This window comes from Parabacteroides sp. FAFU027 (assembly GCF_022808675.1).
Lineage (GTDB): Bacteria > Bacteroidota > Bacteroidia > Bacteroidales > UBA7332 > CAXXIC01.
The window spans coordinates 101,415-126,582 of sequence record NZ_JAKZKV010000002.1; the positions used below are offsets into that span (position 1 = coordinate 101,415).

Sequence of the window (25,168 nt, forward strand, 5' to 3'; positions counted from 1 at the left end):
TGAAAATTGTTATTATTACATGTTCTTGATACCGATTAAGGGTTCAACCACGTCAATTGCGGATGTTTTCCAATATTCCAAACCTAATTTGCATACTTAACATATTGGGATTGATTTTTATTTCATGAGCCTGATATAGTAAACTCCTCCGGCTTTAGATTTTGGTGCTGCTACAAATTTCAATTTCAACACACCGTTATTGGCTTTTTTGATTTCCTCGGGAATTACATAATCAACGGTAAAAAACGCATCGCCTTTATCGCCATTCAACGTAACAGTTTCAAGCTTTGTATCATTGAGGAAAATATCAAAAGTACGTTTCCTGTCTAATCCGAAATAGGTGACCTGAAGCACTGTCGCTTCTTTTTGCTTGTCGAATAAGTCGTAACCAAACCATGCGGAAGCATCGCGCCAATGAACGCTGTTATTTATACCGGTATTCGTTTCTTCTCCTTTAAAATTATGGTCGGTTTCCGGCTGTTGTTCGCCCGGAGCAATCTGGTCGATTGTCCTTTTCTCAAGCACAAGTTTCGCCTTTTCTTTTTCAGCCATGGCTTGTTTCTTTGCTTCAAAATCTTTCATAGTCGATACAGGCCAGTATATCACGTACCGTGCTTCGTGTATCTCAAAGAATGGACGGAGAATCATGTTTTTGTTTTGCTGCGGGTAGATCAGATCCGGCATTTCGAAGGTAAGATGCTCCAGAACTACAGGCTTAATTTTCGAAGAAAAGTCCTTTTCTTCAGAAATAATCATTGGAGCCTCGTTGATCGCATAATAAGGTCCGCTGGCGACATGTCCCCATCGGCTGTCATCAGCAAACAATCCGTCGAGATGGGTCGAATCGCTGATTGCAGCCAATACAATGGGACCATATTTAACTGACGCCCACGGAGATCCATCGGGCAGGTTTTCGACGCCGATATGCATCGGCATCTCAATCTTTATCTCGTCACCATTATTCCATGTCCGGGACAGCACGATATAGTTGCTCTCAATCTTGAATTCCAGAGACTTTCCGTTTACCCCGATTTTGATCTCTTTCTCATTTGCCCATGCCGGTTTTCTGATTTTTAAAGCCAATTGACCCGGTTTGGCCATTTGTAATTTAAAAGTCGAAAAATCTTTGTAAGGGAATCGGGTATTTTGAGTCAGTTTGATTCCTTTTTCTTTCCATTTGAGTTCAGAGGCGATGAATAAGTTTACATACAGGTTGTTGCCTTCATGTGCATAGATCATTTCTCCATATTTCGCATGGTTTTCCATTCCGGTGCCTACACAGCACCAAAAAGATTCCTGCGGCTGCGAATAAACCCGGTAGTGGCGTGGACGCATTTGGGTAAAATAGACAAAACCGCCTTTTGTAGGGTGTTCCGACGATAGTATATGGTTAAACAAGGCTCTCTCGTAATAATCCATATACCTGGTGTCGGGATTAGTACGGTACAACAGCTCAGTCAACTTGAGCATATTGTAGGTATTGCAAGTTTCCGGTCCCTGATTTGTCTCAATCATCGATGAAAAATCATTCGCCGGATGGAAGTGTTCACGCACACTATTGCCACCGATAGAAACAGACCATTTGTTGACTACCGTATTCCAGAAGAAAACCGCAGCCGAATCCCAGGCCATATTGGAAGTAGCGTCTGCAATACATTTAAAACCGATCACTTTGGGTATTTGGGTATTGGCATGCAAACCGGCCAGCTTGACTTTTTGTTGAATCAAAGGATCCAAAAGAGCTCTATGCGACACCCTTATGGCCAAATCGAGGTACTTTTTATTACCGGTGATGGTAGCAACCTGAGCAAAAGATTCATTAAGCCCACCATGCTCTGCTTTCAGAATTTCCTGAATTTGTTCGTCGGTCAGATTTTTGGAAAGATCGTAAAACCAATCTGAAAGCTTGATGACAATATCAAGAGCTTTTTTGTTGTTCGTGTACTGGTAAGCATCGAGTAATCCCGCATATAATTTATGGATATTGTATAACGGCACCCAGCGGCTTTTCACAGCAGCAGTGTTTCCTGCCGCAATTTCAGTCCACATTGAATGTCCGTTCGGAATACCGGCAACATAGCCATTGCCATTTTTTTGCTGACACTTATCAAGCCAGTCGACCATGTAGTTTACGCGTCGCAACAACTCTTGATTACCTGTGGTAGCATACATCATCGACAGAGCCGAAAGATAATGCCCCCCGATATGCCCGTCTAAGCCCGAACTTTCCCAGTTGCCATAATTTTCCTTCAAAGGTTTTATGCCGGTATCTTTAAGAAAAGGAGCAAGCAACCTGTCCGGATCGAGAGCAAGGATATATTTCAAATCGACCTGTTGCGCGTTCAAAAAGGGGCCATCCAGTATTTTCACATCGGAAAGCTTGAATTCCTGAATATTGGCAGCCTTGACGTTGGCGCTAATAATCAGGAATAAGAATAAAATACATTTGTGCAATGTTCTCATAATGATATTATTTATTTGGTTTCCTATATTTCGGTTCATTGTGAATCTCTCACACTTTTCTCGTAGAACTTTCTTTATCTTAGGTTTGATTCTACTCACAAATGATTTTTCACATGATTTTGACTTCTCAAAATTACAAATGAACTTCTCGCGTCATGTGGACAAATTGACAGAATTTGTATTGTCTCATAATGTATTATCTCTGCAAACCGGCATCTTTCTTTTTGAAATCAAAAAACAAAGTGGCAAATCAAAAAGTACATCTTATATATCAATTTGTCAACCACGACGAAACCCTTTCAATCTAACTTTGCCCTAGACAAACAACCTCTAAACCCTTAGACATTAATGAAAGAACTATTCAAGACTCTTCTAATTTTCACCATTGCCTTTATCGGGATGAGCGCGACAAGCGCCAGTGATCCGACTATCTATTTTATCGGTGATTCGACTATGGCCGATTATGATCCTGCCGTATATCCCAATCAGCGCGGATGGGGACAGATGTTCCGGAACTTTCTGACAGGGAATATTAATTTTGTTAATGCAGCCCGCAATGGGCGCAGCAGCCGCACGTTTTATAAAGGCGCCGACAGCCTCTGGGCGAATGTGCGCACAGCGCTTAATCCCGGCGACTATGTCTTTATTCAATTTGCCCATAACGATGAAAAATACGGTGGGCTGTCCGATCCTGCAACTACCGGACAAGGAACTGCTCCATGGGGTGATTATCAGGATTACCTGCGCAGCTATGTAAAAGAAACACGCGCTAAGGGCGCTATCCCCGTTTTAGTTACGGCTATCGTGCGCAATTACTTTGCAGGGGATACGATTACATATAAAGGACGACACAACCTTGCCACGGATGATTCGACCCTGAATTATGTACGGGCAATGAAAGCGGTAGCTCGTGAACTCTCAGTTCCGCTTATCGACCATACTGCCCTCACCCGGGCATATGCCGAGAGTCTTGGAGCTGCAAATGCTACATCAACTATTTATGCGCCCGGCGACAATACACACCTGAATCCGACCGGCGCAACGATTTATGCCCAGCTGGCCGTGCAGGAAATTTTGAAACAGAAGATCCTTACCGGCTATCTAAACGCTTCACCGAGCCTGATCATAACACCGTCCGAAATTGATTTTGGGACAAGTTACATTTCGGCATATTCTTCTTCCAAAATTTCCGTTTCAGGCCTGAGCCTGTCGCCTTCATCAGGCAACATCACAGTAAATGCACCCGATGGTTTTGCTGTGGGATTAAGCGCTTCAGGAACATTTGCATCATCGGTACAGTTGCCTTATAGTGGCGGAAACCTGAGTACGACCGATGTGTTTGTTCATTTCCAACCTACTGCTGAAAAAACGTATAGCGATTCCATCTCCATTTCGTATGGCTCAACAACCAAAAAAGTATCGGTTAAAGGCATCGGTCTTTCGATGATAAATGGAGTGAAAGCTTCGGTAAACTATCCCCTTATCTCCAATGCTACGCCAACAGTTTCAGGACCAATTACAAGTGTAGATGAAAGCTGGACCGGCATGACTCTCAAAAACTATGCTTCTATAACAACGTGGCCGACGGGAGTAACCGTAACCAACGTGCAGCGCAATGATATTACTGGGGGAACATGGCCTGCCGGCGAGATTGATATCAATACTTCGCGTTACATTCAATTCGGGGTAAAACCAAATGCCGGAACAAGCCTGACAATTGATTCTATCGGCTTGTATGCCGGGGTTGCCGGGGGAAATGGGATGAAATACCGTGTACTGTATTCGAAGAGTGAAAATTTCAGCAATCCGGTAACTCTCGAAGACAAAACTTCAAATACCAGCAATACGATGGTTGCATTGTCATACAAACCCATGGTGCAGGTAGCAAAAAACGAAGTATTTTATCTTCGTTTCTACCCTTGGTACTCAGCGACAGCAACCTCCAAATACTTTTGTTTGTCAAATCTTACGATCAGCAGCAGAGTGACAAACAAAACAACCGGCATTGAACAGGCAAAAGAAGGCAACCGACTGACCGTTTATCCCAACCCATCGAAAGGGGTTTTCTATTTAAACAATGTCGATTTGAGCAGCGCCTGTATAGCCGAAGTGTATAATCAGATAGGCGCGCTTATTTGCAGAAGCGTGCTTACCAATAATCTGCAAACCATTGATTTATCGGAAATGCCAAACGGAATATACATCCTCAGGATAATCAACGGGCAACAAGTTGAGAAACAATTACTGATTAAAGAGTAAGAGTAGTTGATATAAAACAAACAATCTTTTTTATACGATTTAATTTTCATAGTTGATTTATTAAGTAATAAGAGGGTGCTCGTGACATCCTCTTTTATTTTATCTTCTACAGCCAGCCTGTTCTCACATTACCCTTAACTTATATCCCGAAAAAACAGCGGGCAGTCCTCTGAATCAAAAAAGTACACCTTTTAAGTCAATTATTCAACAAGCCGACTGTTCCCTGACAATAATTTTGCATCCTGTAAACTCACTTAAAACTAATTCATTATGAAAAACAAAAGACTCTCTTTTCTGATTCTACTGTGTTTCAGCCTAATCTTCCAGATGAAGGCTGCAACACAAGTAAACACCACTACCACTATCACGTGGCCTTTCAATTTAGGAACTGCTGGTCAGGTAGCGACCTACACAACTGGGACTGAAAACTATTTTAGTACAAACTGGGTAGACAAAGGATCCAACCTTGCTTATAAAGATGCCTTTAAAACGACTAATGGCTATGATAATAAAACATATACCCGTTTCCAGCCTGTCACTCAATCTGCTTCTGTTGATGCAACTAACCTAGTTAGTTTTAATATCCGCCCTGCAACAGGAATGAGTTTTACTCCGACTAATATTACCTTTGACTGTATGCGTTATGGTACAGATGGTGGCAATATTGACTTAGTATGGAAATCATCTGATGGTACAACAAAAACAATTGCAACTGCATTAAAACCAAACAGAGATAATAACGTTGCCGGAGGATCTCATTTTACGTATGACCTGAGTTCATTATCTATCCCTGCTTCAAGCGGAGATTGCGCATTATACATTTATATTTATAACCTTGGAAATACAAAACAAATTGGCTTAACCAATATAGTTATTAACGGCAATCTAACAGGTGATCTGGTAACAGTTACAAAATACGCATTAAACTCGGTGGTTTACCCAACTACAGCTGGAACTGTTACATCTAATCCGGTAGGAACCAGTTTTGATGCAGGTACATCTATTTCAATGATAGCTACCCGCAATTTCGGATATCAGTTTAAAGAGTGGCGTGATGCAAATACTGACGCTGTCGTTTCAACTTCCAATCCTTATATTTTTACGTTGAATTCTGATGCTTCTTTAAAAGCTGTATTTACACCGATCAATACTTATTCTCTTACTGTTAATGCTTCAGGGGGTGGACAGTCGTATATGATTTCTGCATCACCAGCTGGAACAACAGTCAATGGACAGACAATGTATGAGGATGGCACCAATGTAACCCTTACAGCGAGTAATAATTCAATATTGACTTTCAATAACTGGCTGACCGGTGAAACAAATTCGACTTTACCTGTTGTCATGAATCAAAACCAAAATATCACAGCCGTATATAGCGCTGTTGACTATATTGTGGGTTGGGATTTCTACAAATCAGGAGCAAGCGGTCGTCCGGCTGATTTTTATTCAACATCAGACAATCAGGCATCAGCATTGATTCTCCGCAAAGCTGATGGAACAACAAGTTCATGGTTAGACAAATCGATTGTTGCTGCCGCTGGATACGGATCGCCAGCCCGTGGTTCTGCCGTAAACTGGAAACCATTTGCCGACCAGTACTACTATCAGATTAGTTTCTCTGCAAAAGATTTTACAGACGTAAAAATCTCTGCCGGAATGCTTTACAACTACAATGCATATTCTGTTCAGAACTGCCAGTATTCATTAGATGGAACCAATTTTACACAGTTGGGCACTTACACATTATCCACAGGGAATACATGGGTTGATCAGACATTCAGCCTGCCGGCAGACGCCAATCATGCTGACAAAGTTTATATCCGTTGGATTCCTGACTATACATCAACTGTAGTCGGATCAACATCGACAAATGACGGAACATCAATTTCAAATATATACGTAACAGCAAAAGCAGCCATCTACAATGACGGTGTTGCACCGGTATTTAGCTGCTCAGTTCCTGCCGAAGGAGCAACCAATGCATCTACAACAGGAAAAGTTGTTTTGACATTTGACGAAAAAGTGATGCTGACCTCAGGCTCTGTTGCCGGCACATTAGGCAGCAAGCAATTAACACCTGCGGTTTCGGGAACAACCATTACCTTCCCTTACACCGGACTGGATTACAATACTCAATACACTTTTACTTTGCCGGCTAATTCAGTTTCAGATTTGGCAGGAAATACGTTGACTTCACCAATCACTGTTACCTTCACTACGATGACACGTCCTACCGTTTCCAAGAAACTGTTTGACTTCGTAGTAGGTGTTGACGGAGACTTCAAAGCAGCAATTACAGCTGCAACTGCTGCCTCAGCTTCAGGAACCCGCTTCCACATCTTCTTTCCTAACGGAGAATACAACATCGGGGCAAACACCGGAAATGCAAATCAGATGACAACGATTACTTTACCTAATGTATCTTATGTCGGTCAAAGTTCTGATGGAGTTGTTCTATACAACCAAAATACGGCGGAAGGTATCGGGGTAACAGCTACCATGTATTTCACAAATGCAGCCAATAATTTGTACCTACAGGATCTGACCCTGAAAAACAAGGATTACAGAAGCGGATCTACTTCAATAGGACGTTGTGTAGCTTTGTGGGATCAGGGAACGAAAAACATTTACAAGAATGTAAACCTGTTGAGCAACCAGGACACCTATTACTCTGGTTCAGGACGTCTTTACTTTGAAGGAGGAAGTATCCACGGAACTGTTGACTTCATCTGTGGTGGTGGCGATGTCTACTTCAATGAATGTCTGCTTTACCTCGAGAATCGTAGCGGTAACTGCATCACCGCACCTGCAACCTCTTCTTCCTGGGGATATGTATTCAATAACTGTACAATTGATGGATTCAGCATCAACAACGGAAGTTACTATCTCGGTCGTCCATGGCAGAATTCTCCGAAATCTGTTTATATCAATACGAAAATGAATCAGTTACCAACAGCTGCAGGCTGGACTGAAATGGGGGTTGTTCCCGGGTTGTTTGCCGAATACAACAGTACTACATCCGCAGGTGCAACTGTTGACTTAAGTTCGCGCAAATCAAGCTACACTTATAACGGCGTAACTTCACCTGCACCAAATCCGGTTCTGACTTCAACTCAGGCAGCTCAGTACACAATTGAAAATGTACTTGGCGGAACTGATACCTGGCAGCCTAAACTTTATACTGACGCAGCAACTACTCCGGTAATTTCCGGCAATGGAAGCTCAATCAGTTGGGCTGATAACAATTACGTATTGTGCTGGGCGATCTTCAAAGACGGTGTATTTGTTACATTCACAACGGCAAACAGCTACTCAATTCCTTCTTCAATTGCTTCCGGTACATACACAGTCCGTGCAGCAAACGAAATGGGTGGATTAAGTGCTACATCAAACACTTACACATACAGCTCTGTGACAACCGGTACAATGAACACCCCTGAACAGAAGGTGATTGCTATCAGCAAAGACGGCGTACTACACTTGTCAAACCTGCCGGCTCCATGCAAGTTGGAAGTCTATGCTATCAACGGAAAAATGCTCGTTAGCCAAAAAGCAACAACTTCTACGGTTGCACTTCCATTAAGTGAAAGCTACGCAATCGTTCGCGTGATTTCAAACAACGAAACAACGGTATTTAAGGTAAGTAATAAATAATCCGTTTCATTTCATACATTCATTCATCCCCCGGTTTACCCGACCGGGGGATTTTTATTTCCCGAAACTACACCTGTCAATAAATACACTTTATATATCAATAAATAAACATTCGCGGGAGCACAGGTATCTATTTTTGTATTACTGAATCTAACGTTCTACGAAACGAGCATGGCAATGTATGCGATACCGATACCTATCGGATCCATGTGTAGCCAGAATAAAAATAATTAATGACGCATGAAATATCCGCTTCTCATTCTATCTGTAGTTTTCTTTTCCGGAATCCTTCAGGCGCAACAGGTAATTCCCCTTTGGTCCAAAAAACAAATGCCCAACAGCAAAGGGCTCAAAATCAAAGACAGCATTGCCAATGAGCGCCAGTATGTGGTGGCCAATCCGAATATCGAAGTGTACACACCTTCGAAGGAAGAAAACCGCAACTTTGCAGTGCTGGTTATTCCCGGAGGAGGCTACGCCCGTCTTGCCCATGTGGTCAGCGGTTCTCAACTGGCCAAATACATCAATACGCTGGGCGGCACGGCATTTGTCCTGAAATATCGACTGCCCAACAGTCCTGACCTGAAGCAACGGGAAATTGGTCCGCTGCAGGATGGTCAACGCGCTATAAAAATGATTCGGGCTTTGGCTCCGCAATATAATATTGATCCTCATAAGGTTGGAGTATTCGGCACATCAGCCGGAGGTCATCTTGCCTCATCTTTGGGTGTCAACACAGATGATTACACCGAGGTGAAAGATACGGTTTACAAATACTCCTTTACACCTGATTTTATGATACTGCTATCACCGGTCATCACGCTGGCAGACCCTTTTGCGCATAAAGGCTCCAGGGAAAACCTTCTGGACAAAAATGCTTCAAAGGAGATGATTGACCGATTCTCGACCCATTTGCATGTCACGGAGAAAACTCCTCCTACCCTGCTCATGCATGCGAATGACGATACGGCAGTTCCCTCATTAAACAGTGTTTTCTTTTACACTGCACTGCGTGAAAAGGGGATAAATGCATCCCTGCACATCTTCCCTCATGGGAAACACGCCATAGCACTGACCCATAATCCGATATCCACCCAGCTCTGGATGCCGGTACTGGATAGCTGGCTGAAGGAGCTTGGCTACTAAATTCAAACATACTTCGAATAAAATTCCATCAAAAAGATTGATCAATGAAAAATATCAATATCCGTCTCATCCTTGCGCTTATTTTTCTTTTTCTCTGTGCAGCAGCATTGATTATTATGCTGAATGCGTAATGGCTTTGTTACTGATTCCATAAAATAAGATTGTTTATCTGATTACAATGAAATCAAAAACATGCTGAAAAGCAAACTTATAAGTCCCTGACTATTACATATCACATCCAAAATTTTCAGTTTTACAAAAACTCCACCTTTTATACCAAATAATCAAACTTCGCCGGATATGCAGATTGCTATATTTGCATTCATCGTATTATTAACTATTAAACCCAACCTTATGAAAACGAAACTCTTACTCTTTTCTACGTTAGTAGCAGTATTTACCCTGCTAAGCTCTTCGCTTAAAGCGCAGGAAGTCATCAACATTGGAGTAAACGATAGTATCAAAACTGCTCTGGTTAATTATACCGGAGGGAATAGTGCTGTTACAGTTGTACTCCCGACAGGATACACCAGTCCGGAATTCATGGGAAGCAAAAACATTGACTTGTCATCTATCCCGGCTTCCATTCAGGATCTGACAATTAAGTACAGCTCTACAACTCCGGATACACTATTGTTGAAGCAGTTTGTACTACCGGCCAGAGCGATGAACTCATTCACTGTTGAAAATGCCATTCTGAGCGGTGTAAATGAAGTTACATCTACAAAACCGTACACGATTGGTAACTACATCATCAACGCTACAACCGCAATTAACGTTACAAATTTTGCATTGAAAAATTGTCATATCGCCAACGTTCGTGGCGTTATCCGCTTGCAAGGTGCTCAAACGCTAACCAATATATCTTTGGACAACTGTATTATCAGAAACGTAGGAAATGCAGTCGGTAGCAGCTACAGCTTGCTTACACCTGCCACAACATCTGTTGTTAAGACTATTTCTCTTACCAACTCTACAGTTTACGGATTTAATGCGAACTTCCTGCCTTTGAGCAATATCCAGACTATTCTTACTTCCGTTACAATCGACCACTGTACATTTGACCAGATTATGCTGGGTTCAACAGGTAAATATCTTATCGACTTCGGAAGTACTGGTTCATCCACTGCCAGTGTAGCCGTTACAAACTCTATCTTTGGACGCGTTGCTGCAAGTAACAAAGGTGTACGTACTTTTGCAACAGGACAAACTACTACTTTTACCGGCAATTACGCAACCACAGACTGGGTACTATCTTCTAATACTTTCACTACGACTGCTTACACAGGTACTTATTCTGCTTTGTTTAGAACTCCGACTGTGATTGACGCAACCAATCTCACTGCTACAGTAGGAGATTATGCTATTATTGATGCAGCTTTCGAAGGAAAAACATCAGCCGGAGATCCCCGTTGGTATTATGGCAACACCAGTGCAATCAAAACAATAAACTCTTCTGACATCAATATTATCGTAGCGGATGGAAAAATCCAGCTATCAGAAGCTGCAAACGCTGAGATCATCAATATTTCAGGCAAAGCAGTAAAATCGGTTACTGACGTTCAGACAATCTCTACCAGCGACCTTTCTGCTGGTATCTATATCGTTAAAGCAACTAATGCTACCGGTTCAAAAATCCAGAAAGTAGTGATTAAATAACCTACTGACTATATTCATCATAGAAGCGGTCAACTGCATGTTTTGCGGTTGGCCGCTTTTCTGTTTTATTGAAAGGCTTTCTTTGATTCCTCATTGATTCTCTTTCATTTACAAAAAACGGAAGAATAAGTTAAAAATGCAATTTAGACCTATCTTGCAATATACAGATTGCATTTTGTATGTATATTTGCAATCTCAACATTGCATTTTACTACACTAATCAAATTATCTATATCTTAAATCTGACAGGTATGAGCGAATCAAAAGAACTTCGTTTTGACGAAATCAGCGAAGGCTTTACCGCCAGGGAAGCCATTGACGAGGCCAAACGCTGCCTCAACTGCAAGAATCCATTGTGCGTTAAGGGTTGTCCGATCGAACACAATATCCCCGGCTTCATACAACAATTGTCGATGGGAAACATCGGCAATGCCATGCAGATCATCAATGAAAAAAGTAACCTGCCGGCCATCTGCGGACGTGTTTGTCCGCACGAAAAGCAGTGCGAAGGCCATTGCATCCTCAACAAGAAGGATGCCAAAATCCGTGTGGGCAAGCTGGAACGCTTTATCGCCGATTTCGATAGCGACATGGCGCTCATCCGCGAAAATATAGCCCCCAAAGTACGGGGGAAGGTCGCTATTATCGGTTCCGGTCCTGCCGGACTGACTGTAGCGGGTGATCTTGCCCGTCAGGGATTCAATGTCGTGATTTACGAAGGGGAAAAAGAGTTGGGTGGCGTGCTTCTTTACGGCATACCGAAATACCGTCTGCCCAAAGATGTGGTGCGTCGTGAGATCCGGAAAATCGAAAGCCTGGGTGTCACCTTTATCACCAATTGCATGGTAGGACGTGATATTACCATCGACGAGATGTTCGACCGTGGCTTCGATGCAGTCTTTGTGGGTACAGGAACCGCACTACCGAAGAAACTGGAGGTGCCGGGCTGTGATTTACGGGGCGTTGTGCAATCCTCCTATTTCCTCCGCACGGTTAGTCTTTATCAGGATGGAAGCCTGGGACGCCAGGAAGTGCCGTTGAAAGTAAACGATAACGTATGCATAATTGGTGCGGGAAATGTGGCCATGGATGCCGCACGAACTGCATTGCGAATGGGTGCACAAAACGTGACAGTGGTCTATCACCGGACCGAAAGTGAGATTCCGGCACTTCGTACAGAGTATGAGGAAGCAGTGGAAGAAGGCGTACAATTTATGTGGAATACCAGCACACTGGAATTTATCGGGAAAAGAGGAAAACTAAAAGAAATCAAACTCTCAACACCGGAAGGAGAACAGACTCTCCCGATGGATGTTGCCCTGATTGCCATCGGATCAAGACCGGCTAACCGCATTGTATCGACCACAACAGGCATTGAGATCAACGACGCAGGTTATGTGGTGATTAAGGAAAAACCTTACGGCATGACCACCCGCAAGGGAATCTTTGCCGGAGGTGATGTCGTACATACTCCGCAGACTGTCGTGCTGGCCATGCGTGAGGCAAAGAATGTAGCGAAAGGCATTGCTCAGTTTGTAGATGCTAAAAAGCTATTGGAAGAGTAACAAAATATTTATGGGGTTTCGACAGGAGGCGCGGTGAAGGTCATGTATCTTCCCGCGCTTTCGATTTTTACAGAGAGTCCAGATGGTTCAGCAACGATTCAATTGTATCAAACGATTCTTTTGCATCGGGAAATGCAATGCGATATCCATCCGTGTTATGGATAATCTTCAGTTCCGCCTCATCACACACCTGATACCCTTTTCTGATCAGGGCTTTCTCCAGCCAAATACGGGTTACTCCTTCTACCTCGAGCTGCACTTTACGCACCGATTGGCTATTCAACAAAAACGTTCCGGTATTCAGATCAAAAGAGAGGCTCTCTTTGTCAAAGAAAGAATTGAACATTCCCGACAATGCCAGGTCTTCAGGTGTTCCGCTGACAATCTCCCGCTTTTTAGCCATCAGCCATATTTTATCCGCCAGTTGCAATGCAAGATCGAGGTCGTGTGTCGAAAGCAGGATGGTTTTGCCATTCTCAGCACTGAGCTTGCGCAGCAAAATCATAATTTCCACTCGCGAAGGCAAATCAAGAAAAGCTGTCGGTTCATCCAACAGGATCAACGGAGTCTCCTGTGCAATCGCTTTAGCGATCATCACCTTCTGTCGCTCGCCGTCACTCAGTTCACTGATGTTTCGTTGGGCAAAATGGGCAATACCCACACAATCGAGTGCATATCGGATCATCTCGTCATCTTTGGCAGAGAGTCGTCCGAAGAAATCGGAATAGACGTAACGGCCAAATGAGACTACTTCATAGACGGTCAGATTCCCGGCAGCAATATTATCGGTAAGCACCACGCTGAGTTTGCGTGCCAGCTTTTTCTTCGAAATAAAATGAATCTCCTCCCCTTCCAGAAACACCTTCCCTTCCATGCCCAGTTGAAAGCCGGAAAGCGTTTTCAACAAGGTCGATTTACCCGCACCATTGGTTCCGAGCAGACAGGTCAGTTCGCCTTTTTTCAAGAAAAGGTTGATGTTGGAATGCACCACTTTGTGCGGACGCTGGCTGACATACCCGATCGTCAGGTTTTCCAGTTGTAGAATGGGTGTACTCATAAGGCGTCAGGTTAATGGATTTGCTGGAATTTCTTCCGGCTGAGTAAGACATAGAGCACCACCGGCGCTCCCAGTATCGGAGTAATGGCATTCAATGGCAGGATACCTACGTGACCGGGGAAAGAGGTCAGCAGATTACACAACAAAGCCACTCCACCACCCAGTATCAGACAAAAAGGGAGCAGTTTCTTATGATTTCCCGTTCCCAGTATCAGTCGGGCAATGTGGGGCACCGCCAGCCCCAGAAAAGAGACCGGTCCGCAAAATGCCGTTGTCACCGCGGTAAGCAATCCACTTATCAACAATATAATGATACGGGTCTGTTTGATTCTCACCCCGAGATTCATCGCATAACGTTCACCCATCAACAGGGCATTGAGCGGTTTCATCTGAAGAAGAGCCGCCAGTATTCCCACTGTAATGCAGGGGATATAAAAACTGATTTGCGAACGGGTCACACTCGAAAAGTCCCCCATTCCCCATAGCATATAGAGAAATACGTTTTCCGCTGAAGAGTAGAAATTAATGAAAGTGATAAACGAAGAGACCAGGTAGCTCACCATAATCCCCACAATCAGCAGCATCAGGTTGCTTTTCAGCCGACCGGCCATATAAAGGATAATATTCAGGACGGCAAATGCGCCCGCAAATGCACCGCTGACAATCAGGAAATGTCCACCCAACCCGATACCGGATAGACTACCCATCGTCCCTCCTGTAAGGAAAACAATCAATGCCACCCCCAGATTGGCGCCTGCACTGATGCCCAGAATGGAGGGATCAGCCAGAGGATTCTGGAAAAGTGTCTGTAAAAGTAATCCGCAAACAGCCAATGCCGCTCCGGTAAATAAGGCGGTCAATGCCTGAGGCAGACGTGAATTGAGAATGATATTTTGCCAGGCAGTCTGGTTTATTTCCTGTCCGGAAAGGACACGTAAGACCGAATCTACAGGAATATGCACCGAACCGAATGTCAGGTTCAGGACAAAAAGGACCGCTGTTATCAGGAATATCGCGATGGCCTTTAATCGAAAAGTGCCATTGTTGAATGTAGCTGTTTGCAATGCGAAATTGGATTGAATTTCCTACATAGGGAAAGAAGCGAGAAGATGAAGCAAAGGAGGCACGTCTGGCATCCGGTGGATTTCATGTTCAAACTTTTATCCCGAAAGTTTAAGCTGAATAGGATTCAATCGACAGGTTTTCCGGCTCGCTTCCCTTTAAGCGCCTTCCCGTCGGTTTCGGACAGTGGCTATTTGGCTTAACGGTTTTGAGTAAAGCTTACGGCTGCGGGTACAGCTCCGGCATTTCACCGGATTCCCTTTTCGGATTGAATGTCAAATCAATGAGCTTACGGCTGCAAAGATAACGGTTTATTTTGGAAGATGCTGAAATTAATCTTTTGTCTCAACAACGGCTGACCGGGCAGAAATACCTGTTTCACCAAGCGCTTCAACCGAGAAAAAGTAGGATGTACCTTTATCCAGTCCTCTCATATTGTAGGAGTTGCTATCATAAACAGTGATGCAATTGTAAAGCTTATCAGATGCGGTCCCGTAATAGATATTGTAGCCGTAAGCATCTTGCTGCGCTTTCCAGGAAATCAGGGCATTGCGGCCATCACGAGACTGGCGTTTTACTTTAAATTGCTTTACCTGTGCCGGTATTTTCCCCTGTGCTTTACCAAACACACGTAAGTCCATCAGTGCAAAATTCCCACTGGCGGTATGAATATTCTCTATTTTCAGATACCGGACGGTTGCAGGCCGAAGCAACTCCACATAATCATGAGGCACATCCAGATCATTATTGCTTTTATCAACAATCAGTGACCACTGGTTTCCATCGGCGGAACCAAAGATTTTATACTGGTGATACGTATCCATAGCTTTTCCAAACTGGTTCGCCTTATGTTCGTAGTAATTCACCTGAATGGCATATACCTGTTTCTCTGTTCCTAAATCCATTGCAAACCATTCTCCCGATTGATTTGATTTAGCTGCCCAATAGGTACGCATATTCTCATCGGCGGCCTTTTCCGGAGTGTAAATGCTATCGGAAGAGGATGCCCAGACCTTTTTGTGCAACGAAAGCAACATCCATCCGGCAAAATTTCCCCGTTGATGATCTTCACCCGAAACAGGGGTGACAGTCGGGTAATCACCAAATGCAGTATTGGCATACATAATCCCGTCTCTGTCAAACCCTGACGGATAAAGGCCGATACGACGCTCGAAGGTTTCCCGCAAGGACAACATACAGGTGGCTATATGCCAGTAGTTTCCATGATAGTCCCTGAAAGTACCGCCATGCCCTGCTCCCAGTACAAAACCACCGGGTTTATAGGAAAAGGGATTATGTTTTTGGTAAACAAAAGGCCCCAACGGATTATCGGAAACATAGACACCATCGGCATATACTTTAAATTCTGTGCCGGGCGCCCCATACTGCAAATAGTATTTATTGTTGTATTTGGTCATAAAAGCACCTTCGGTAAAGGGCTTCAATGAAACAGAATCATCGTTGTTCATCCCGAACCGCTCCCATCCATGCTGCTCGGGATGCAGGATATAAAGGTCACGAATAATGCTTTTGGGCCTGAATGTTGCAGGATCGTATTCCACCCCTTTGATCGGAAATTCATTACTCGATCCGTAATAGAGATAGAGTCGTTTATCGTCGTCCCGGAACATGTAAGGATCCCAATGCGGCAATAATGCCGTTTCGGTCAGATGCTTCCACCTTCCTGTCCTGGGATCGGTGGTGTACCATACCGGAAGTTCATTATATGTCGATCCCAACATCACCATAGTATCTCCCATCACCGTTACAGACGGGGCACATTGGTCATCATCGAATGGCTTCCGTTGGAACGCACTACATATATATTGCCATTGGGTAAGATTTTTAGAAACATAATAACCGGATTGATTTGTGCAAAAGAGATAATATTCCCCTTTGTACGGTACAATCAGGGGATCAGCTGTTGAACGACAGGATATTTGTTTTCTGGTCGGGAAATAATACTCAAACAGATAACTTATATTGACCGGATTGCAATAGGTATGAGGATGGTCATTATTGGGATCAAACCATGAAGTAGCAATCGCCGGAGTCCGTTCAATCGGTTTGAGCGGTTGCTCTGATTTGAGTGTTACATCCATCTGTGTCTGATTGTCCTGAAGAGCCAACTCGAGCCACGACTTTCCGGGGTAATAAAATATCAGGGCCTTGTTATGCGGCGCAATGGTTATCGAATAGTTTCCCTGCGAATCTGAGTTTGCCGACACAACATCCCCCTTTATCATTATCCTGACATCTGACAACGCCCGCCCAGCCTCATCGGTAATCCGTCCATTTAAGCGGTAAGTTTGGACTACCGGAATATGATACTCTGAGATTTGCCCCTTTACCGTCTTGGTACTGGGTTCCGTCTGTGCAAAAGACAGATACGGCATTAGCGCAATCAAACATATACTTGCTTTCATGATACTGCATATTTATTGGCTCTATAACGTTTTGTGTGGGTAAATATCTATTCAGCCCTCCTTTAGGGAAAGAATTTCCCTAAAGGATTTCGTGGGATAATTTATGATAAACTCTATCTAAATAATTTTAGCCACGAATGCACGAATTAAAACACAGCATATAACCTTTTGTAGATCAGGCAAAATGGATATCGTAGTTTCACGAATCTTTTTTCATTACTGAAAAAAGAAAAGACACATTCCTTATTCGTGGATTCGTGGCTAAATAATTATGATTGTTTAAGCCTTTAAAATATACCCATACAAACCATTATAGAGCCTATTTATTATTTACATTAACCCGGCCATTATTGACAGAAACTACTTCAACCAGTTAACTTTCGCGACCTTGACATCCCTGGAATTTGTTCCTATCTGAATCTCAAATTCTCCACTTTCCCAGTCGTATTGCAATTCGTTATTGTAAAACTTCAGGTCATCCGGGGTAATATCAAAAGTCACTGTTTTGCTTTCACCCGCTTTGAAGTCTATTTTGCGGAATCCTTTCAGCTCTTTCACCGGTCGGGTATTACTTCCCTCCACATTGCGAATATAAAGCTGCACCACTTCCTCGCCGTCATATTTACCGGTATTGGTAATCGTCACACTGGCTTTCAGCGTTTGATTTCCTCGCAGCTCATTTGCATTTAATGAAATGTCTCCGTATTGAAATGTAGTATAGCTTAATCCGTACCCGAATGGATACAGCGGGGTATTGCATTCATCCAGATAATTGGAACGGAATTTCTCAAACCGGCAATTGTCTCTCGCATCATCACTTAATGGGCGACCAGTATTTTTGTAATTATAGTAAATAGGAATCTGCCCCACGCTTCGTGGAAAAGTGACCGGTAATTTGCCTGACGGATTAACTTTTCCGAATAAAACATCAGAGACTGCATACCCGGCTTCGCTTCCCGGAAACCAGACATTCAGGATCGCATCGGCCAACTCTTTTTCCTGATTCAATACCAACGGCCGACCTGTAAACAGTACCAGAACCACTGGTTTCCCGGTCTTCTTTAACTCTACTAAAAGGTCCCTTTGAGATTGAGGCACATCAATGCGGGTACGCGAGCTGCATTCGCCGCTCATTTCAGAGGACTCACCCAATGCTGCCACAATCACATCGGCCTGCCGGGCCATAGACAATGCCTCTTGCAGAATAAGCTCCTTAGGTCGGTTATCCCGATAGGTGTTTTTCCCAAACATAGCTGAACGAGACTCCAATTCGGCATCATATTCGAAGTTACACCCTTTTGCACTGAGAATCCTCACCTCCTTACCCACCGTTTCCTGCAATCCTTTGAGCAGGGATATTGCTTCTGAGTGCCGGGCAGCCACGCTCCAGGTACCGGGCATATTCTCGGGATTGTTGGCCAGAGGTCCAATCAGGGCAATGGTACCAGACTTCCTGAGCGGAAGTGTTTGCTGCTTATTTTCCATAAGCACCATCGACCGGGCAGCAATGTTTCGGGCGGCTTCACGGTTTGCCAGATTGTATATTTCTCTCTTTCCTCGTTCTGCATCACAATATTTATAGGGATTGTCAAACAGGCCTAATCTGTATTTGGCCTCCAGGACACGACGTACGGCCCGGTCTATTTCAGATTGGGTAACCCTGCCTTCATCCAGCGACTTTTGCAAGGTTGTAAGGAATCCTTCACCCACCATATCCATATCGATTCCGGCATTCAGGGCTCTTGCCGATACCTTTTGTAAATTACCTATTCCATGGGCAATCATCTCATTGATACCTGTATAATCCGTAACAACAAATCCACCAAACCCCCACTGGTTACGAAGGACCTCGGTCTGCAACCAACGGTTTGCCGTAGCCGGGATACCGTCAACTTCGTTGAATGATGCCATCACCGTACCCACGCCGGCATCTACCGCAGCTTTATAAGGTGGAAAATATTCATTGTACATACGCACCCGGCTCATGTCAACCGTATTATAGTCACGTCCGGCTTCGGCTGCTCCATACAGGGCATAATGCTTGACGCAAGCCATCATCGTATTGTTTTGAGCCAGATCATCGCCCTGATACCCATGCACCATAGCTTTGGCAATCTGACTGCCAAGGTAAGCATCTTCGCCCGAGCCTTCGGCGATACGGCCCCAGCGCGGATCACGGGCAATATCAACCATAGGAGAAAATGTCCAGTTGATTCCGTCGGAAGTTGCTTCATTGGCAGCTATCCGGGCCGACTGTTCAATCAGGGTCATATCCCACGAAGAAGCCAGTCCGAGTGGTATTGGGAAATTGGTTACATAACCGTGAATGACATCCATGCCAAAAAGCAGAGGAATCTTCAGTCGGCTCTTTTCGACTGCAACGCGTTGTATGGCCGCAATCTTTTCAACACCCTTGATATTAAAAAGCCCACCGACTTTACTCTCTTCCACTTTTTTGCCGATATCGGAGCTTTGGGCCTGCCCGGTTGTAAAATCCCCGGCAGAAGGCAGGTTTAACTGGCCCAGTTTCTCCGTCAGCGTCATTTGGGAGATTAGATTGGTAATGAACTGATCCATCTTCGGATCGGATTTGAAATAAAGTGATTTGTCAGGCAATGTTGCCAGCAGGTAAGACTGCTTCGTTTGTTTGACTGGCTGTTTCTTATTCTTCGGACTTACGGCCTGCAATTGGTATAATGCACAAAGCATCATGATGGAAACGAAAATCTTTTTCATGGTTCATCAATAGTTTTAAGGTTGGCACCCTATAAGTTGATAATATTATATTCTAATGTAAAAGCTATGTCGTAAAATGAATTCCGGTCATCATCACACCCACATTCCTAGTAACTAAATCCTAATCGGGTCAGTCCAGTTCGGATATCGCTGTTTTGCATAAATAGATTCCAAAGCAAAGCACTCCGGTAATTTTCAATCATCACCACCACAGGCCCCTGGTCAATGGCAAGGTAAGAATCGGCAAACCAGGGCTGGCTCAGGCAAAATGCATCCTTAAAGCCATATTCCCCCCACAACCTATCACCCAGCGTATAGTAGAAAAAATGTAAGGCGCGCATACTTTCTGCAGGCGTGTACGGAAATGATGACAAAGCTGCTGTCGGGGCAATTACTCCCACATCGTTGTTGGGTGACGATGCATTATATCCGTCAGGAACATCACTGGCGGTCAATCCCCAGCAACCGGAGCTGTATCCCCAGTATCCAAGTGGATTATCCACACAATAGAAGTGGTTTATCCTGGAATGAGCCACATTCTGGATCCAATAACCGGCATAGGTATCTGACAAATTTCTCGGATCAAGTCCCAGGAAGGAATAATGGGCAAAAAACAGAGGCCCGCCCCGGTTCTCACCTAACGGCAGGAGGGTATTGTAAAATATTCTTCCGTTACGGATATTTCCATTCTGAGCCCAGCCATTGTCATAAACCGCTTTTGCAATGGGAAAAGTCGGGGAAGAGGCTGCCAGCACATAGGCAATAAGCCCTTCGTTCCAACCGGTAATGGGCATATTCATCGCCCAACCGTAATCCGGAGACCAATGCCAGTAAAGCCGGTTCTGTCCATTTTGCTGAAACCAGGTCCATTCGACATTATGCCACAACTTCTGAATGGTGTCGCACATGTTTTTTTCAGTCTGAGATCCGTTTTTGAAATACTCCCTGACAGTTAGCAATCCCTGCATGAGAAAAGAGGTTTCAATCAGGTCGGCCCCATTATCTTTCGTACTGAATGGCTGTACCTTTCCTGTCGTCCCGTTAAGCCAATGAGGAAATGCTCCGTGAAATTTATCTGCCTTTTCGTTCAGAAATGTCACTATTTGGTTGAGTAAACCGAACCCCTGCCCCCGGGAGATAAATCCCCGCTCAATGGCCACTAGGGTAGCCATCAGGCCAAACCCACTCCCCCCGGTGGTAACTATATCTCCCGATCCCAAACGTTCGCGGGCCAGTCCTGACACCGGATGGGCATAGTTGTAAAAATATTTGTAAGTCTGGCGTTGTACCAGAGACAGTAGAGCATCGTCAGTAATCGTCTCATATTTTGGTGTGCTATCAATACCGGCAACCAGCTTCGCCTGAAAAGACGAAGCAACACTGCCTCCCAGATAATCACCCTTCAATATACTAAAGTCATAGGCAGTAAGAGCTTGCGGCCGTGATTCCGTTGTCAGGATCAGTGTCTTATTGTCAATTCCCCGACGATATGTATAATTATTGCCGAGTGTTCCCGAAAAAGAGACATAACCGGTATTCATTTCCGACAGCTCAATAGCAGACGAAAATACAATCCTGATCACGACAGGAGTGAGAGCAACTCCGGCTACTACTGAGTTATCTGAAATCCTGGCATTATTAATAAACAGGCTGTCAACGTACAATCGTGCCGGTTCCGAAGTTCCATTTTTGCTGCATGACCACCCTATCACAGCCAGAACCCCCAACGTTATGTAAATTAAATTCCGCATTATCTCTGCAATTGAAAACCGGAAGAGGGTTCCATGACCATTCCTCCGGTTTTCATCTTTTGAGTTGGTTACGCCTTTTACTGACCGTTATACATATTGTTTATTTCTGTCTGGGTAAGAGCCCTGTTGAATAATCTTAGATCATCCATTAAGCTGTTGTCAGACAAATGATCCCATCCTGTAAAGCGTGGCGCACCTGACATTATAGAAAGAATATCGCATCCGGTCCAGTCAACTCCGGTAAAACTACCCTGACTGACTACCTGACCATTGATATAGACAGCGCACTTTGTGGCCGAAATCGTAAATGCCAGGTGTATCCAACCGGTGGTAGTCGCCGTATCAACATCAGCAGCACTACCTCCGTCAAACCAGCTGTCTGCGCTACCGCTTCCTACGTTAAGTTTGAAACGCTGCTTTCCGGATGCATTTTCCCGGAAGAAACGGAATCCCGCATTCCTGTTGTTCATCGCTGTCGGGGCTGTCGCGTCTGGCGGACCAATAACCAAAATACCTGCACGGTCTGGCGTTGCATTTAACTTGTACCAGAAAGCGGCACTGAATTCACTTCCGGTCAGACCGGTAGTCGGATAGGTCAGGTAAGCACCGGTCGCTCCGGCATAAGCCTGACCGGTCCGTCCGTCAGCCAAACCCGGTGAGCCTACCATTGTGGCATTTTTACTACTGATCAGCTCTTTGTAATTCCCGTCAAACGGCATATAGAACGTCTCTCCGGTATATTTGGGCACATAAGGAGAGTCATAGGTTATGATATTTTGAATTTCAGCCTGAGAGAGCGCTTTATTGAAAATTCTCAACTCATCATAATAGCTATTATCTGATTTGTGATCCCAGTAAGAGAAGTTGGGTGCTCCTGATGCAATAGACATCATATCACAGTTAGCCCAGCTGATAGCACTTGAAGGCACTGACGTGGCTACCGCTCCGTTGATATAAACTACGCACTGGGTTGACGAAACAGTGAATGCCAGGTGAACCCAATCATTGGTTGGGAGCGTAATTGTTCCGCCATCATTCCAGGTTTCTCCTGTACCGGTACCCACATTGAGTTTAAACCGTTGGGAGGTGGCACTTCCTTCGCGGAAAAAGCGCAATCCGCTGGTTCTGACTTCTCCGGGAGGACTTATCGAGATAATACCAGCACGATCAGGCGAAGAATTGGGTTTATACCAGAAGGCTGCACTAAACTCTGCATTTTTCAGTCCAACTGCCGGAAATGTCAGATAAGAGTCTGTGGCTCCGGCATAAGCATTCAATCCCTTGAACGCGACACCGGCAAATCCCGGATTTCCGACCTTGGTCGCTGTCTGAAAACTAACCCGTTCCATATAATCGCCATCAAAAGGCATATAGAATATCTCTCCGGCAAAGACAGGTGTGTAAGGTGGTTTTTTCTCAAAATTAATTGTCTTATTTGTCACCTTTCCTGTAAGATCAGTGGCTTTTATGGTCAATACATGGACTCCATTGGTCAAATGGTCATAAAGGTATTCTTTCACGGCACGCCGATAGTCTTTAAATCCGCGGTAACCGATAAGTTTCGTTCCATCCATAATCACTGATATGGAATCCAGCTCGATATCATCCGTTACTTCAAACTGGATATTAATCGACGTGATCAGTTCGGGTACTTGTATCTTGGTTCCCTCTGTTGGATATTTCAGGGTAACAACAGGTGCATTTTCGTCAGCCCCGGGAGCAACCGGGGTGATAGGGTCTATGCCCTCATTACACGATGCAATCAGCAATGAGAACAACGCACTGATGGTTATATATCTAAACAATTTCATGGCATCTCATTTTTAAATGATTAAATCAAAACTCACTTTTTCAGAACCGGTAGCAGGTCAACCTGATTCTGTGGATAAGGCAGGAATATCTTGCTTTCGGCAAATGTGCGTCCGTCGTAGCTCAGTTCAGCATATTTACCTAATCTGACCATATCGTAGTAGCGTGTTCCCCACTCCATTGCCAGTTCTGCATATTTTTCATCCATCACCTGAGCATTTGTGACTGTTGACAAAGCCGGCATACCGGCTCTTGTCCTTACCGCATTGACTGCCTGAACGGCAGTCATCGCCGAACTGGATGCTCCTTGGGTTAATGCTTCGGCATGCATAAGCAATATTTCGGCATAACGGATACAGGTGAAATTTTTGTTGGTACCGTAATCGGTACGTCCCGGTGTCAGATCAACGGAAGGCAAATAGTGTTTTCCGCTGGCAAACATTGCCCTGGCATAGTCATTAATCCGGTCACCCGAACGGGTCGTATTTGAAATCCACGACGGAAGTGTAGCATATTTGGCATCTTTCTGAAGTTCGGCAATTCCTCTGTTTGTGAAAAGCACACTGGTTTCGAGACGAACCGTTTCGTTACGGTCAATCATAAACTTGATGTACTTCAGGCTCGGCTCGTAGAATCCCCAGCCATCACTGGCTCCGGTAACCTTAGGAGTCCATCCCTGCGGACCAAAGAAGGCAAACAGGTAACTTTTGACATCACCCGAACTTTTCCCGAAATCGGAATATTGAAGTTCAAGCAGATTTTCGTTATTGAGCTTTCCTTTCAACTTAAAGAGTTCGTAAAAATCCGACTCAAGGCTGAATTTTCCGGAACTAATAATCTGAGATGTTGCATCTGCCACAGTCTGGTATTTTTTCAGTTCAAGATTCGCAAGGGCTTTTATGGCCAATGCTGTATATTTGGTAACACCTCCTTTGATATCGGTCCGTTGGTTAGGGCGCATATCCGGCAGAAGGGGAATCGCCTCATCCATCTGATCAGAGATAAACTGCATGACCTGGTCTTTGCCCGGGGGAGTCGATACCAACAGCTCTGACGGATCAGACGTCTGCGGAGTAAATACAGCACCCCAAACCCGTGACAACTGGAACAACAGGAAAGCCCGAAGCGTCTTGGCTTCAGCAATATACTGATCGGCAAGCGCTTTGTCGGCAGTGCCGGTCGCTTTTGCTTTATACTGATTTATCTGTTCAATCGCAGAGTTGAATGTGAATATATCCTTGTATTCATTTTCCCATACCGAATTATACATCCAATAATCCTTATTGTAATTGTACTTATCTGTTTCGGCAAAATCCTGCTGGTCACCGAGTCCACCGGCATTCACATCATCTCCACGTACCGATATAAGTGGAAACTCTTCCCATCCCCTAACATAGAACTCGGCATAAGAACCTATAAGAGGTAATATCATATTACCGGTATTGGAATAATCGGTCTCTTCGGTAAAAGCCTTATTTTCGGCCGGTTCGTTCAGCAAATGATTACACGCTGTCGAAGTCGTTAACAACAAGACTACCACAGCTATCTTGATATAATTGATACTTTTCATGATTGCTT

General features: G+C 44.3%; 13 protein-coding genes and 1 riboswitch. Of the genes, 5 read left to right on the top strand and 8 right to left on the bottom strand.

The features are described from left to right. Window positions 1-117 precede the first annotated feature (117 nt). Complete coding sequence (locus tag MLE17_RS03715; protein WP_243347188.1) at window positions 118-2,463, bottom strand: glycoside hydrolase family 127 protein; 2,346 nt, start codon at window positions 2,461-2,463, stop codon at window positions 118-120. A 348-nt stretch (window positions 2,464-2,811) separates the two neighbouring features. On the opposite strand from MLE17_RS03715, the gene MLE17_RS03720 reads away from it, so the two are divergent. From MLE17_RS03720 to MLE17_RS03740, 5 genes are all read left to right on the top strand, one after another. After that, a complete protein-coding gene (locus MLE17_RS03720) occupies window positions 2,812-4,722 on the top strand; it encodes a GDSL-type esterase/lipase family protein (protein WP_243347189.1) in 1,911 nt (636 codons plus the stop codon). Window positions 4,723-4,992: 270 nt separating this feature from the next. Further along, complete coding sequence (locus MLE17_RS03725; RefSeq protein WP_243347190.1) at window positions 4,993-8,379, top strand: pectinesterase family protein; 3,387 nt, start codon at window positions 4,993-4,995, stop codon at window positions 8,377-8,379. Between the two features lie 240 nt (window positions 8,380-8,619). Next, on the top strand, window positions 8,620-9,525 hold the full coding sequence (locus MLE17_RS03730; protein ID WP_243347191.1) for an alpha/beta hydrolase: 906 nt from the start codon (window positions 8,620-8,622) through the stop codon (window positions 9,523-9,525). A gap of 354 nt (window positions 9,526-9,879) precedes the next feature. Next, window positions 9,880-11,184 carry a DUF5123 domain-containing protein gene (locus MLE17_RS03735; RefSeq protein WP_243347192.1) on the top strand — a complete coding sequence of 435 codons (1,305 nt, stop codon included), beginning with the start codon at window positions 9,880-9,882 and terminating at the stop codon, window positions 11,182-11,184. A gap of 251 nt (window positions 11,185-11,435) precedes the next feature. Beyond that, window positions 11,436-12,749 (top strand): NAD(P)-dependent oxidoreductase, encoded by a 1,314-nt coding sequence (locus MLE17_RS03740; protein WP_243347196.1) that lies wholly within the window; start codon window positions 11,436-11,438, stop codon window positions 12,747-12,749. 67 nt (window positions 12,750-12,816) lie between these two features. On the opposite strand, the gene MLE17_RS03745 is transcribed toward MLE17_RS03740, so the two are convergent. The 7 genes from MLE17_RS03745 to MLE17_RS03775 form a co-directional block, all read right to left on the bottom strand. After that, window positions 12,817-13,806 carry an ABC transporter ATP-binding protein gene (locus MLE17_RS03745; protein ID WP_243347197.1) on the bottom strand — a complete coding sequence of 330 codons (990 nt, stop codon included), beginning with the start codon at window positions 13,804-13,806 and terminating at the stop codon, window positions 12,817-12,819. A gap of 11 nt (window positions 13,807-13,817) precedes the next feature. Further along, window positions 13,818-14,870 carry an iron ABC transporter permease gene (locus MLE17_RS03750; protein ID WP_243347198.1) on the bottom strand — a complete coding sequence of 351 codons (1,053 nt, stop codon included), beginning with the start codon at window positions 14,868-14,870 and terminating at the stop codon, window positions 13,818-13,820. A 113-nt stretch (window positions 14,871-14,983) separates the two neighbouring features. After that, a riboswitch (cobalamin riboswitch) is annotated at window positions 14,984-15,168 on the bottom strand. 32 nt (window positions 15,169-15,200) lie between these two features. After that, entirely contained in the window at window positions 15,201-17,294 is a 2,094-nt protein-coding gene (locus MLE17_RS03755) for a family 43 glycosylhydrolase (protein ID WP_243347200.1), read from the bottom strand. Window positions 17,295-17,654: 360 nt separating this feature from the next. Further along, window positions 17,655-20,003, bottom strand: a complete 2,349-nt coding sequence (gene bglX, locus MLE17_RS03760; RefSeq protein ID WP_410795597.1) for a beta-glucosidase BglX — start codon at window positions 20,001-20,003, stop codon at window positions 17,655-17,657. A 134-nt stretch (window positions 20,004-20,137) separates the two neighbouring features. After that, window positions 20,138-21,781, bottom strand: a complete 1,644-nt coding sequence (locus MLE17_RS03765) for a glucoamylase family protein (RefSeq protein WP_243347204.1) — start codon at window positions 21,779-21,781, stop codon at window positions 20,138-20,140. A gap of 77 nt (window positions 21,782-21,858) precedes the next feature. Then, the gene (locus MLE17_RS03770) at window positions 21,859-23,592 is read right to left on the bottom strand and encodes a LamG domain-containing protein (protein WP_243347205.1); all 1,734 of its coding nucleotides are present in this window, start codon (window positions 23,590-23,592) and stop codon (window positions 21,859-21,861) included. Between the two features lie 32 nt (window positions 23,593-23,624). Beyond that, a complete protein-coding gene (locus MLE17_RS03775; protein WP_243347207.1) occupies window positions 23,625-25,160 on the bottom strand; it encodes a RagB/SusD family nutrient uptake outer membrane protein in 1,536 nt (511 codons plus the stop codon). Window positions 25,161-25,168 lie beyond the last annotated feature (8 nt).